11 protein-coding genes are annotated in these 13,974 nt (G+C 46.3%); 9 read left to right on the top strand and 2 right to left on the bottom strand.

Annotation, left to right across the window (positions count from 1 at the left end; all coding sequences use genetic code 11):
* Nucleotides 1–9: 9 nt before the first annotated feature.
* Together BUB13_RS13320 and BUB13_RS13315 are read right to left on the bottom strand one after the other, a co-directional pair.
* Nucleotides 10–786, bottom strand: a complete 777-nt coding sequence (locus BUB13_RS13320; protein ID WP_084092108.1) for an outer membrane lipoprotein-sorting protein — start codon at nt 784–786, stop codon at nt 10–12.
* Entirely contained in the window at nt 783–1,658 is an 876-nt protein-coding gene (locus BUB13_RS13315) for a ThiF family adenylyltransferase (protein WP_072909258.1), read from the bottom strand. The genes BUB13_RS13320 and BUB13_RS13315 overlap by 4 nt, the downstream gene beginning before the upstream one ends.
* Nucleotides 1,659–2,047: 389 nt before the next feature.
* On the opposite strand from BUB13_RS13315, the gene prsT reads away from it, so the two are divergent.
* Genes prsT through BUB13_RS13270 form a run of 9 tightly spaced genes read left to right on the top strand, consistent with a single transcriptional unit; the run spans nt 2,048 to nt 13,965 of the window.
* Entirely contained in the window at nt 2,048–4,681 is a 2,634-nt protein-coding gene (prsT, locus tag BUB13_RS13310; protein WP_072909257.1) for an XrtA/PEP-CTERM system TPR-repeat protein PrsT, read from the top strand.
* A 16-nt stretch (nt 4,682–4,697) separates the two neighbouring features.
* Nucleotides 4,698–6,059, top strand: coding sequence for a TIGR03013 family XrtA/PEP-CTERM system glycosyltransferase (locus BUB13_RS13305; protein WP_072909256.1), 1,362 nt, complete (start codon nt 4,698–4,700; stop codon nt 6,057–6,059).
* Nucleotides 6,060–6,064: 5 nt separating this feature from the next.
* A complete protein-coding gene (locus tag BUB13_RS13300) occupies nt 6,065–6,850 on the top strand; it encodes a polysaccharide biosynthesis/export family protein (protein WP_072909255.1) in 786 nt (261 codons plus the stop codon).
* Between the two features lie 13 nt (nt 6,851–6,863).
* Entirely contained in the window at nt 6,864–8,402 is a 1,539-nt protein-coding gene (locus tag BUB13_RS13295) for an XrtA system polysaccharide chain length determinant (RefSeq protein WP_072909254.1), read from the top strand.
* A gap of 34 nt (nt 8,403–8,436) precedes the next feature.
* Complete coding sequence (locus tag BUB13_RS13290) at nt 8,437–9,285, top strand: polysaccharide biosynthesis tyrosine autokinase (protein ID WP_072909253.1); 849 nt, start codon at nt 8,437–8,439, stop codon at nt 9,283–9,285.
* A 26-nt stretch (nt 9,286–9,311) separates the two neighbouring features.
* Entirely contained in the window at nt 9,312–10,562 is a 1,251-nt protein-coding gene (locus tag BUB13_RS13285) for a transporter (RefSeq protein ID WP_072909252.1), read from the top strand.
* Nucleotides 10,563–10,568: 6 nt separating this feature from the next.
* Nucleotides 10,569–11,720: an XrtA/PEP-CTERM system-associated ATPase gene (locus tag BUB13_RS13280; protein ID WP_072909251.1), complete on the top strand. Its 1,152-nt coding sequence runs from the start codon at nt 10,569–10,571 to the stop codon at nt 11,718–11,720.
* A gap of 51 nt (nt 11,721–11,771) precedes the next feature.
* Nucleotides 11,772–13,088, top strand: a complete 1,317-nt coding sequence (locus BUB13_RS13275; RefSeq protein WP_084092104.1) for a nucleotide sugar dehydrogenase — start codon at nt 11,772–11,774, stop codon at nt 13,086–13,088.
* A gap of 7 nt (nt 13,089–13,095) precedes the next feature.
* Nucleotides 13,096–13,965, top strand: coding sequence for an XrtA system polysaccharide deacetylase (locus BUB13_RS13270; protein ID WP_072909250.1), 870 nt, complete (start codon nt 13,096–13,098; stop codon nt 13,963–13,965).
* Nucleotides 13,966–13,974 lie beyond the last annotated feature (9 nt).

Here is a 13,974-nt window from a genome sequence, read left to right as displayed (position 1 = left end):
CACAACCAGTTATTTTTCCATGGCTCTTTTAGTAAAGAGTGAATCATCCAAGCCTGAATTGTAAACTATTTTTTGCGTTGTGAGACGGGTTTGGTGGCTTGACTGAAGATCCGTCATAAGCACGTTCGTTTCCGTGGCGATCCCATCGACAATCTCAAACGTGTTGACCCTGTAGTTTTTTGACTGGCGGTTTTTGTCATCCCAGAAAAGCGTTTTCAGCACAATCAGGTGCTCTTTGTCGATCCATGAAGTGACCTTGCTGTACTGGGTGTCCGTCTCTGGTTTCGGGATGCTGGTCAGAATATAGCAGGTCCGCCCCAAGATGTTCTCTTCCCCCTCGATCTGGTAGGTCCAGTCATCCACCGGGTGGCGCTGCATGTCTTCATAGGTGAAATCAGAGTTGACGAAGCTGCGTCCTTGCTGGCTGGCGACGATGCGGCGTGTTCTTTTCAGCGCTGGAAGGTAGAGGTGCTGCTCTGTCTTGCTGCTGCCTTCTTGCTCGATCGTCAGGAAAGCAGTCCCTCTGATGTCTGCGGGAGAGGTAAAGCGGATCAGTTGCATCCTTTCTTCGCCCTTGTCTTTGCGTGCAGAAATGAAATCACGGCTACGGAAATGCCCCTTTTTGCTGATGAGCTCCATCGTGCCTTTCACCTGCATGTCATCACCAACGTAGCGATCATAAACCTTTTGAGCGAGCTGCTCAGGAGTGATCGTGGCAGAGCCGTAGCCGTTGGGAATGAAGAACAGGAAGATCAGTAAGGCTGATAAAGGTCTGAGCATATTCATTTGCCCTTCATGCTTTCTTTAAGCTTTTCATAAATAAGATAGGTTTTTAACATCTGTATCGGGTTTTTACCGCCGAACAGAAGAAAACCTTTTTTGAGTTTGCGGCGGTACATATCTATCTGGATGTAGTGTGGTACTGGATAGATTGGTTGGCTACCGGTGATGATTTTAACAGCTTCAGTTGTTAGTAGTGACGCCGCCAGGGTACAGGCCGGAGCAACGGCAGGGCCTTTCTGTGCTGCCATGTCGACCTTGGAAAGGTCGAGATATTTAAGATGATAAGGGTAGGGGGCTAAGCCAGAAGCGAATGCTGCCAGTTTTTTCTCGTCAGGGTCGTTTTCCCTGATGCCGAAATAGGTATCGAAATCCATCCCTTGCGGTGAAAAAACCTGCAGAGTGCTGCCAAAGCCGAGAGGAGCACAGGTGATTGCGTAAATTCCTTTTTCTCTCGCTCGTATAAAGAGCTTACGTCTCATCTCAAACTGGAAAAAATCAATTCCATCAACCAGGGCCGTTGAGCCATCGAGGAATTCATCAAGGTTGTCGTCAGTGACGCCTTCAGTGTAAGCCCTGATCTCTGCCTGTGGATTGATGTCACGTACCATTTCAGCCAAGACTTCAGCCTTGTTTTTTCCGTAGCTTCGTTTCGAGGCACCAAATTGGCGACTGACATTGGCAGCCTCAAAGGTGTCCGGATCTGCTATATGAAATTTGCCGACTCCGAGACGGGCAAGAGTGAGAATGTGAAGGCCACCAACACCACCGGCGCCGACAGCAGACACTTGAGAAGAAAGAAGTTTTTTTTGTTCTTCCTCGCTGAGCAAGCCAATGTTGCGTGAAAACTCGTCATCAATCAGATCTTGATAATTCATTTATAGAGTCCTGCTTTCAATGTCCAGAGAGGAAATCTTTTACCTTGGCATAAAAGATTTGAAACTCTGTGTCTTTAAGGATTTCCTCACAATTTTTTAAGCTTAAGGTTAGCATATCATAAGTATTGTTTCATCTGGTAAAGAGAGCTCTTTTTGCTAATACAGATTAAATAATAATCGAATATTCTTATCTTTCCTCTTTTTAGGATCTTGATTTCGGCACTGTACATTCGAATATGACAAAATCTAGCGCTTGCAATTTACTCTGTTTTCGTCAATACTTCTATTCACATTTTCTGATGAGCGTTTGGGGGACAAGCAGTTTTCTAGCCATATCTCTTTAAAAAATATAGAAATTTTCAGTAGGCCGTAATGATTTGGGGGTAATTGTGCGCGTAATTTTTTTATTCATCTGTTTTTTGTTGGTCGCTTGTAGCAGTCAGACGAAAGAAGAGTTGTTGCAAGAGGGTAATCGGCTTCGGGATCAGGGCAATTTCCGCGGGGCCATCGTTTTGTACAAAAGCTCGTTGGAAAAAGATGCAAATTATGTTGACGCACGTTTTGAATTGGCTGATGCCTATTTGAATAGTGGCAACTTTTCACGTGCCGAAAAAGAGTTTCAAAAAGTTCTACACCAAAACCCCTCCAATACAGGTGCACAGCTTAAATTGGCGACTGTTTATATTCAGCAGCGACAGCCTGAAAAAGCTCTCCTTGAACTTGATAAATATCACACTGCTAATTCAGAAACCGCTGAGTCCGCAGTTCTTTATGGATTGGCGCATGGCGCTTCAGGCGATCTTGGCTCGGCCAAATCATTTTTCAGTAAAGCGCTACAGCTGGATGGAAAATCAACTGATGCCCGTATAAATCTTGCCAAGGTTGCTTTGCAGGAAAAGGATCTCGATAGGGCTCGTAGCTATCTTCAGGAGGTCCTTTCTATCGACAGCGGAAACATTGCAGCTTATTACCTGCTGGCGAATATTGAAAACAGGGCTGGCCAGCGTGAGGAAGCTCTCAAAGTTTATCAGGACTTGTTGACTGTCGATGGCAAGCAGCTTGAGGCTCTATATATGAGCGGTATTCTGCAGATGGATCTTGGTGACATGGTAGCTGCAGAAGCGACTGTCGGAAAACTTGCCACATCATTTCCCAAGCAGGCAGCGTCCAACCGTCTGAAGGGGATGTTGCTTTATCGACAAAGCAAATTTGAAGAAGCTGTTATTCCTCTGCAGGAAGCGTTAAAGACCGAACAGCATCCACTCAGCTTTTTTTTCCTCGGTATGGCCTATTTCTCTTTAGAGCAGTATGAGCAAGCTCTCAGCCAATTCCAGAAATCCCTTGATATCAGTGCTGATTTTGATCGCGCCCGCTTGCTGGTTGCAATGACACTGCTCAAGCAGAAGCGTATCGACGATGCCATCATCGAAGTCAAACGGGTTCTCGACAAAGACCCTGAGAATGCCTATGCGCGCAACATTCTTGGCAGCGCTTATCTGGCTACCGGCCAGTATGACCAGGGCATGGAGGAGCTTGAGGCTGCCACAGAGCTCGACCCCTCTATGGCTGACGCTCACTTGAAGCAGGGTCTTTTTCATCTCGCGAAAGGTGAGGGGGAACTTGGAGAGGCCGGTTTGGTCAATGCGGTTAACGCCGCACCCGAGGTACTGAACAGCCGCTTGATGCTGGTTACACACTATTTGCGGCAGAAAAATTACTCTTCTGCTATCGAAACTCTCCAGACCGGGTTGAATGGCTCTGCGACGGATGCATTACTGAACAACTATCTCGCTGCTGCATATTTTTCTCAGAAAAAACCGAATGAGGCGATCGCAGCTTTAAATAAGGCCAAAGAGGTGAAGCCGGACTATCTCACGCCTTACTTCAACTTGGCTTCTTACTATGTTTCACAGGCGGAATATCCAAAAGCTGAAACTGAATATAATCAAATCTTAGAACAGCAGAACGATAATCTTAAAGCGTATCTCGGATTGGCATCCCTATATGCTGTGCAGGGGCAGAGCGACAAGGTTGATCAGGTTTTTGGCCGGATCGAGGCTGTCGGTGATGAACAATCTTCTCTCGCAGCAGCCCAATATAAAGTAAAGAAGCGTGATTTCAATGGTGCTCTGGAAACGGTTGATAATGCCCTCCAGCAGCATACTGCTTCGGCTCCCTTGCTGGCGCTGAAAGGAGCACTGCACAAGCAGGAGAAAAACGTTGAGGCGGCAGAGTCGGCTTTTATTTCATTGTCGGGCTTATCACCGGAGCAGGGCACTGCTCAACTTGTAGCCCTCTATCTGGCCAATAATCAGTTGGCTAAAGCGGAGAGCCTGGTCGCCGAAAGTTTGCAGAAATCTCCTGAGCTTGAGTATCCCTACCTGCTTTCATCAACTGTCAGTCTGTCGAAAAAGGATGGGAAGGGCGCTGTCGAGACTTTGCAGGAAGGAATCTCCAAAGCGAAGAACCCATTACGCTTGTTGATGCGTCTTGCACAGATTTTCGATGCAGCAGGTCGTATACAGCAGGCGGAGCAGATTTATCAGGGGATTATCGACAAAGCGCCGCGCTTCCCAGATGCGTATGCTTCTCTTGCGACTATCAAGGAAAGAGTTGGCGATAAAGGGGAGGCTTTGGAGTTGTATCGCAAGACTCTGAGGTATGATCGGAATAATGCTCTGGCTTTGAATAATCTTGCCTATCTTCTGGTTACAAACTTTGGTGAGCCAAAAGAGGCACTGACTCATGCAATGGCAGTTTACCGTTTACAGCCTGGCGATCCGCGGGTCATGGATACTCTCGGCTATGTTCTTCTGAAAAACGAACGTTACAAGGACGCGGCAAATCTGCTGACAAAAGCACATGAGCTTTTGCCGCAGGTTTCGACGATCACTCTTCATCTGGCAATGGCTAAGCAGGCATTGGGAGAAAAGGCTGAGGCGAAAGAACTGCTGCAACAGATCGTTGATGCTGAAAACAAAGACGATGCTGCACAAGCGAAGCAGTTGTTAAAGGCGCTGTAGGCCGCGGGGTTTACGAATGAATATTCGACCCAAATATCTGATTATTACTGCAGATATCGTCATTGCCTACTTAGCTTTGTTTTCAGCTTATGCTATTCGCTTCAGCGGCAACGGCTACGACTTGCTTTGGGATGAAGGTGGCTGGCGAATTGCCAGTTATGTGACCCTTTGTACTTTCGCAGCATATTTTTTCGAGTTGCAGGAGGTTCGGTCATTTAAGGACCCTGTGATTATTGTACGCCGGGTTATTGCGGCACTCCTTGTCGCCTTTGTTTCTCTGTCTGCGTACTATTTTCTGTTTCCATCTCAGCAGCTTGGCCGAGGATTGCTTTTTCTGTCCTTGTTCTTTTTCGGCATCGGGCTAGTCCTGTTAAGGCTTATTATCCGTCGTTTTTCCGGCAACGCGCGTTTTGCCAGCAGGGTGTTAATCCTTGGTACAGGCGAGTACGCTGAGAAAATTGCGAATATCATTCCGTCCGATGTCAATCCGCATAGTTATGTTCGCTTTGTCCGCTGCGGCAAAGATGAAAGCTCTGTTTCCGAAGATAAAATTATCGGTCACGTCGATGAGCTTTCCGACCTTATTTATGATTATCGTCCACACAAGATCATTGTTTCGTTGACAGACAGACGAGGAGCGCTTCCTCTGAAAGATATTATGCACTGCAAACTGCGTGGTGTGGAAGTGCTTGACGCAGCTACGTTCTACGAACAGGAGACCGGTTGCCTGTTGATCGAAAACGTTCAGCCGAGCGCTTTCATCTACACCCATGGCTTTCGCATGACCAACCTGATGCGTAGCTATAAACGCATCTTTGATATCATCTTTTCCGTCATTGGTTTATCGATCACCCTGCCGTTTTTTCCTATTGTCGCTTTAATCATCAAGCTCGATTCACCTGGCCCTGTTTTTTACAAGCAACTTCGGGTCGGTGAGCGCGAAGTTGAGTTTTTTGTTTATAAGTTTCGCACGATGGGGCAGGACGCAGAGAAGGAAACTGGCGCTGTCTGGGCGCAAAAGGATGATCCGCGGGTGACAAAAGTTGGAGCCTTTATGCGGAAAACTCGGATTGATGAGATACCGCAGTTGTTCAATGTCCTGAAGGGGGACATGAGTTTCGTCGGCCCACGTCCTGAGCGACTGGCTTTTGTCGAACGCTTGAAGCTGAACATCCCCTTTTATTCAACGCGCCACTTTGTTAAACCGGGTGTGACTGGGTGGGCTCAAGTCTGTTATCCATACGGGGCTTCTGAAGAAGATGCGCTGGAGAAACTCCGCTATGACCTGTTCTACATCAAGAACTACTCAATCTTTCTCGATTTTAAAATTATCATGGATACGGTCCGGGTCGTTTTATCCGGTTTTGGTGGGAGATAAAGTTTATGAAATGGTTGTTGGCTTTTCTCGCAAGTTTACTTTTTGTCGTTCCGGTTCTGGCCGAAGATTATCAGATCGGACGAGGTGATTCTCTTGAAATTGCTGTTTGGGGCGTGCCGGAAATGAGTCGTGCCGTCGTTGTCCGTCCTGACGGCAAGATAACCCTGCCTGCGATCGGTGATGTCAAGGCCGATCAGGTCTCTCCTGAAGAGTTAAGCAAGATTCTTACAGAGAAAATGGCCGAATACATTAAGCAGCCGATTGTCACTGTTTCCGTTTCAGGCATCCAGAATAGCCGGGTTTATCTGACCGGCGGGGGAAAATCTCAAGTTTTCAACCTGTCGAAAAAGACCACCTTGATGAAGATGATGAGTGAGTTGGGTGATTTCGCTGAAACCGATCTGCGTCGGGCTTATGTCTCTCGTGATGGCAAGAAAATAGACACTGATTTCTATGCTCTTTATTACGAAGGGGATATGTCTCAGGATGTCGAGTTGAAGGCTGAAGATATTGTCTTTATCCCGAGTAACAAGCGTAATCTGGTTTATGTTCTTGGAGCGGTGGGAACACCGCAACAGCTTCAGCATTATGAGGGTATGACCATTTTGGATGCTATTCTTGCCGCGGGCAACTTTACTGAATTTGCCAAAGAGAGTTCTGTTTTTGTTATCGATAAAAACAAAAAGAAAAAGAAAATTGATTTGAAAAAGGTCAAGCAGGGAAAAGACCTTACTGGAAATGTTCAGCTCAATCCAGGTGACTATGTCATCGTTGAAGAGAGCCTTTTTTAGGGAAGTCTGCTAAATGAACCAGAATTTAAAAGAAGTCTATCGTTATCTCCAGGCGCTAATCCGTTATCGCTATCTGGCAACGATTCTCGCATTGCTGGTGATGACTGTCGTTGGTGTTTACGGTTTTACCCGGCCCAAGATGTATCAGGCTGATAGTACTGTTTTTATTGAGCAGAGTGTTATTGATAGTCTTGTAAAGGGAATTGCTGTCACTCCCAATATTAATAGCCGCATCAGAGTTTTACAGTTTGCTTTGTCCAGCCGTGATTTAATTGTAAAGACTCTAGAAGAAATTGAGTCAGATATTTTCATTAAGTCGAACGCTGAACAGCAAAATTATATTGCAGGACTTAAAGAACAAACACAAATTCGTGTGCGAGGAAACGACCTTTTTACTGTTTCTCTAACTGGTAAAGACCCATCTTTTATCGCTAAGTATATTAATACGTTGGTTGGAAAATATGTGGAAGAGAACATCTCATCAAAGCGTGAAGAGGCTTATGGTGCTAACCGCTTTCTGGACGAACAAATTGAACTGTTTAAAGGAAAATTAGAAAAAGCGGAAGATGACATAATCGAGTTTCGAAAAAAGCAGGGACTTTATTTTAATGTCGATGAGAGATCGACTGTCGAAGAAATAAAAAGCTACATGGGGGAAATTGAAAAAATAGAGCTCGCTCTGGAAACATTAAAAGCTCAGAAAAAGCAACTTCAGACCCAGCTCTCAACAATGAGCCCCAAAATGGAAAGTTTTTTCGGTGACGATTTTGCTTTCGATTCCGTTGAAAGCGATCCACAACTTGCCGCCATGGAGAAAAAATTAAGCGACCTGCGTTTGAGATACACCGATAACTATCCAGAAATTGTCCGTTTGAAATTCGAAATTGAAAATTTGCGCAAGCGTTTAGAAGAAGAGCCAGTCGATCAACAGGTTCCTTTGCCAGAAATTGAAGGCTCGGAGATGGCCTCGATGAACCCTCTCTACCTGGATGTTCAGCAGAGGCTTCTGGCTATAGAGAGTGATATGACATCTGCACAGTCTCAAAAACAGAATCTGCAGCGGTTAATCGCAAAGCGTGAGAAGGCTCTTCACGAAGTGCCAGAAAAACGTAAGGCGTTAAAAGTGCTTATTGAAGAGCGGGATTCCTATCAGAAAGTTTATCAGGATTTGCTTTCTCGCATGGGACAGTCAGAAGTTTCCAAGCAGATGGAGATCGGTAACAAAACAGCAACTTTCAGGGTTGTCGACCCTGCCGTTTATCCAGAAGTGCCGATCTCGCCTAATATGATGAAGTTTTTCCTGATGGCGGTTGTTGGCGGTTTGGCTAGCGTTGCAGCCTTAGTATTTCTTTTGGAAAACCTGGACAGTAAGGTCAGAAACACTGATGTGTTTAAAGATCTAGGTATAGAAGTCTTAGCGGTTGTTCCCAATATTGCAGAGCCAGATGTGAAGCAAAAAAGACGAAAGAAAGACTTTATCTTTTTTGGTGTGACAAGTTGCTATTGGCTTTGCTTTGTCGGGCTTTTTGCGTATGAGATATTCCTTCGCTAAATTTTTGTAGCGAGATTAGAGTCAGGTTGTCGATATGAGTCGTATTGAAGAAGCATTAAAAAAAGCAGCAAGCCAGAGAAGCACCCCCTCTGGAGAAGAAGAGGGAAATGCCACCTCCTCTGCTTTGAAAAAGGTAGATTCGAAAATTTCTCCATCACCAGATGCTGGCGAAGGGTTCAGCAGTCTGCTGGAAGTGCCTCCAATCAAGGTCGATAATTTATTATTGGCAACTGCCTACGATGCCAAGTCGGATGTCGTCGAGGAGTACAACAAACTGCGTTCAACGGTCATCGCCTTGACCAAGGGCGAGAAGTTTTCCAATACGCTGCTGGTGACCAGCACCATCAGCGAAGAGGGAAAATCGATGACTGCCTTGAACTTGGCCATTTCATTGGCAAAAGAGCATGATCACACTGTGCTGCTGGTAGATACCGATCTTCGAAGACCTTCTGTTCATCGTTTCCTTGGCTTGAAACCAGACGTCGGTTTGGTTCATTGTCTGCGCGATGGCCTGCCAATCGAAAAAGCCTTGATAAAAACAGGTATAGGGAAATTGGTTGTTCTCCCGGCTGGCGAGGCAATCAAAGACCCGTTAGATATGCTGTCTTCAAATCGAATGAAAGAAATCATTCTCGAGTTGAAGCAGCGCTATGCTGAACGCTATGTCATTTTTGATACGCCTCCTTCAATGCCTTTTGCTGATGCCAGCGTTCTTGCTGCAAACATAGATGCTACACTTTTTGTCGCGAGGGAAGGTCGGGCAAGGAAGCAGGACCTGCTTAGTACCATTGAGGAATTCAAGAAACATAATCTCCTTGGTGTTATTTATAACGATGCTCATGCGTTTACAAAAAAGAACAACTACTATTATTACTATCGCTAAGTAGTCTTTTAAAAGGGGACTCTAAAATGAAATTGCGTTTTTCTTTAATCCTATTACTTTGTTTTTCTTTTTGTACTGTGGCTACTTACGATGCTCAAGCTAAAATAAAATTATCACCAAAGATCACTTTTGAAGAGGAGTATACAGATAATCTTTTTCTTGATCATGAAGATGAAAAAGATGAGTGGATAACAACTGTTTCTCCTGGAGTTGCAATTAAAGTAGAGAGTCGATGGATCGATTTGTCTCTCGATTATTCGTTCCGCTACGAACACTATTTGATTCACGATGAGTTGACCGATTTTGATTTTGAGGGTGGGCAGCGCGCTGATCTCGGTACCACTCTTTTTGAGGGGCGTCCTTTTTCTGTAGGAATAAATGGCACTATCCGCCGTGAAACTCTCGACGAGAGTGAAAATAACAGTGATGCGAACGAATTGATCAACAAGTCAACAGTTTACGATCTCACTGTGTACCCGAGGTATCGTATCCGCCTCGGTGGGCAATCCTCGCTGGTGTTCGGATATCTTTATGATCAGACCTACCACGAAGATTCACGGGGAGATGATTACCAAGGGCACAGCGGGCGCGTTTCTCTTATCAAAGAGCTATCGACAAATACTGAGCTCTCGGCAAATTACACCTACAAAATTAACAAGTCTGACGACGAAGATGATTATGATCGGCAATCCACCAGCTTGGGTATCAAACAGCAGCTTGGTCCTCGCACAACCGTAGAGCTTGAAGGCGGCTATAGCACGATTGAGTATTCGGATATCGATTATGAAACTGAGGGTGTGACCTGGAATGCAGATATTACGTACCGTCTTTCAGCTTCGTTAACTCTTGAACTGATGTTCTCTCAGGATTTTGACGACTCTTCTACAAACGGTTTGACCGAATCCCGCGATGCCTCATTTGCCGTTGATTACGTCAAGGATTCTTTTGGAGCAAGCCTGCAAGCATACTGGGAGGACACGGATTATGTTCGCTTAAACCGTGAAGATGAATCGTACGGTGGGTTGTTTAGCCTTTCTATTCCCCTCTACAGTAACTTGAAAACTGGCTTGACTGCGGAATATGAGACTTCTGAATATCGCGGTGATATCGATAAGACGGTTGATGAGTATGTTCTCGGTGTTTCCTTCGATTATGAGATCAGCAGGTTCCTGACGTCACTTGAATACAAACATCGAGTCAATGATTCAGATATTGAAACAGATGTAGATGATTATACTGAAAACACAGTAACTCTGAGCGTCAGAGTAAGGTTTTAGGACATTATGTACACAGAGTTTTTCGGCCTCAGTGCCAAGCCGTTCGAATTGCTTCCGAACCCCAAGTTTCTCTACTTGAGTAAAGGACACCGCAAGGCATTAAGTTACCTGCAATACGGTGTTCAGGAACATGCCGGTTTTACTTTGATGACGGGCGAGGTTGGTTCCGGCAAGACAACCTTGGTGCGTGACATCATCAACCGGATCAGTTCCGATACAACTCTTGCCATGGTGTTCAACACTCGGGTCGACTCACATCAGCTTGTGAGCATGATTAACGAAGATTTCGGCTTGGATGTTGTCGGCAAAGACAAGGTGCAGCTGCTGCGTGAGCTGAATGATTTTCTGCTCGATGAGTGCAGCGAAGGTCGCCAGCCGATTATCATCGTCGATGAAGCGCAGAACCTTTCGGCCGACTCTCTCGAGGAAATTCGTTTGCTCTCCAACCTGGAGGCGGATAGCTTTAAACTGGTGCAGATTATCCTCGTTGGTCAACCCGAGTTAAAGCAGATCATTGCCAAGCCATCTCTGCGCCAGCTGCGCCAGCGCATTAGCATCAGCTGTCACCTCAACCCGCTAAATCGGGAAGAAACCGAAGAATACATTTTCCATCGAATCGGAACCGTCGGTAGCCGGGATTGCGTTTCTTTCAAAGAGGGCGTGTTCGACATGATTTACCGCTTCAGTGGCGGCATTCCCAGATTGATCAATTTGATCTGTGATTTTCTGCTGTTGTCTGCATTTGTCGAAGAAACTAAGGAGATCGACGTTGAGCTGGTAAAAGATGCTGTCAACGAACTCTCCTTTGAGGATGTTCAGCTGCCCTTGGATATCGGCAATGAAAGGGTGCGCGGTGATCGGCCAGTTGTTTCTGGAACAGTTGATGATCGTTTGGCGCAGATTGAAGAAAACTATGCCAAGCTGAATGCGCAGCGTTCTGAAAAAGAGGCGATTTTAGAGCGGCTGTCGAGCCAGGGCAGTATCCTTGAGTATCTCATCAATCAGCAACAAAACCAGTTTAACCAGTTCGAAGACCAGTTGAAGAAAATTTCATCACAGATAGATCGTTTGCGGCAGATGCTGCTTGTCGATGGCAAAAGAGTTGAGCATCAGGAACCTTTGCTGCTTGAAGGCAGAGCCAAAAACGGTCGGTTCTAATTTGTCCAGCCCAGCATTTGCTGAAAGTTCATAGAAAATCAGGAGAATATTTTGGTCACAGTTGAAAAAATCCTTTCGAAAGAAGCACGTATTGCAGTTGTGGGGTTGGGTTATGTCGGATTGCCCCTTGCCGCAGCTTTCGGCCGCAAGGTCGACGTGCTTGGTTTTGATATCCACGCTGAAAAAGTTGAGCAACTCAAGGGTGGTTTTGACGCAACTGGCGAGTTGACCTCAGAAGAGCTTGCATCAACAGAGATTGCCTACACAACTAATCCAGAAGAACTCAAAACGGGTGATTTTATTATTGTCACCGTTCCGACGCCGATTGATGAAAACAACAATCCCGATCTCTACCCGATGGAAGCTGCATCGAAAACCATCGGCCAGAATTTGAAAAAAGGCGCCATCGTTGTTTATGAGTCGACCGTATACCCTGGCGTAACAGAGGATATCTGCGTACCGATTCTGGAAGAAGAGTCCGGCTTGAAGTGTGGTGTTGATTTTAAAGTTGGATACTCTCCGGAACGGATCAATCCCGGCGATAAGGTGCATACCGTCGATAAAATCGTCAAAGTGGTTTCCGGCCAGGATGACGAAACACTTGAGACCGTTGCCAAAGTTTATGAACTGGTCGTCACTGCAGGCGTACACCGTGCCTCCAGCATCAAAGTTGCTGAAGCTGCTAAAGTTATCGAGAACACCCAGCGTGACCTGAATATTGCCCTGATCAACGAACTGGCACTGATTTTCAACAAGCTCGATATCCCGACGATGGATGTCCTCGCCGCTGCTGGCACCAAGTGGAATTTCTTGAAATTTACCCCCGGTCTGGTTGGTGGCCACTGTATCGGTGTTGATCCCTACTACCTGACCCATAAAGCAGAACAGATCGGTTATCTGCCGCAGGTCATCCTTGCCGGTCGTCGCATCAATGATGGCATGGGCAAGTATGTCGCGGAAAATACCGTCAAGCAGATGATCAAGGCGGGCAAGGTCATCAAAGGCTCCAAGGTCCTGATGCTCGGTTTGACGTTCAAGGAGGATGTGCCGGATATCCGTAACACCAAGGTTGTCGACATTGTTTCTGAACTGGAAGATTACGGTGTTGAGGTGCTGATCCACGACCCTCTGGCAGATGCTAATGAAACCAAACATGAATACGGTTTGGAGCTGACAGCTTTAGCCCAGGTTGGAAAAGTTGACGCGGTTATTCTTGCCGTCGGCCACAAAGAATTTGCCGATATGACTCCTGCCACTCTGAAGGAGATTTGTGGTAATGGCAACGGTTCCGGTGTTGTCATAGACGTTAAGTGTCTTTTGAATAAGAGTGAGGTTGAGACGGCCGGGCTCGGTTACTGGTCACTCTGATCGACTTATGCAGATCAAAAACTACCTCACAATCGATGTTGAAGACTACTTCCACGTCTCCGCATTCGAGAAGATCTCGCCACCATCAACCTGGTCTGAGCGACAAAGTCGGGTGGAACGAAACACCGAGGTGGTTTTAACCCTGCTCGAAGAGGCCTCAGTAAAAGCGACTTTCTTTGTCCTCGGTTGGGTGGCAGAGAAATACCCGCAGCTGGTGCCGCGAATCGCTGCCGCCGGTCACGAAATCGCCAGTCACGGCTTTTTGCACCAACGGGTAGCGCTGCAGGATCGGGATACCTATCGAGAGGATATCCGCCGCAGCAAGCAACTGCTGGAAGATCAGAGTGGTGAGGCCGTTGCAGGTTACCGGGCCCCAAGCTATTCGATTACTCGTGAGACCGATTGGGCGTTTGAAGAACTGCTGGAGGCTGGTTACCAGTATGACTCCAGCATCTTCCCCATGCAGCACGATTTTTACGGCATTCCTGATTGGCCGCGGTTTTCCGGTTATGCCGTTAAAAATGGACAAAGCTGGCAGGACAGAGAACAACCGGAAGAAGGTCAGCTGGCGATCAAAGAACTACCGATCACCACTCTTCGTTTGGGAAACAGAAATCTGCCGATCGCTGGTGGTGGATACTTTCGCTTGCTGCCGTATTCCGTCACCCGTTGGGGCTTAAAACGAATCAACTGTAAAGAAAAGCAGCCGTTCGTGTTTTACCTCCATCCGTGGGAATTTGATCCTGAACAGCCACGCATGGAAGGTTGCAGCGCTAAAAGTCGCTTTCGTCATTATCTTAATTTGAGCAGAACCGAGGCACGGTTCAAACAATTGATCAGAGATTTTGACTTTGGCCCGATTGCTGGCGAGGCTTGATTTCTTCAA

It is taken from the genome of Malonomonas rubra DSM 5091 (genome assembly GCF_900142125.1).
GTDB classification, from domain to species: domain Bacteria; phylum Desulfobacterota; class Desulfuromonadia; order Desulfuromonadales; family Geopsychrobacteraceae; genus Malonomonas; species Malonomonas rubra.
Note: the sequence above shows the minus strand (reverse complement) of the source record. Positions and strands in the feature narration are given on the sequence as shown.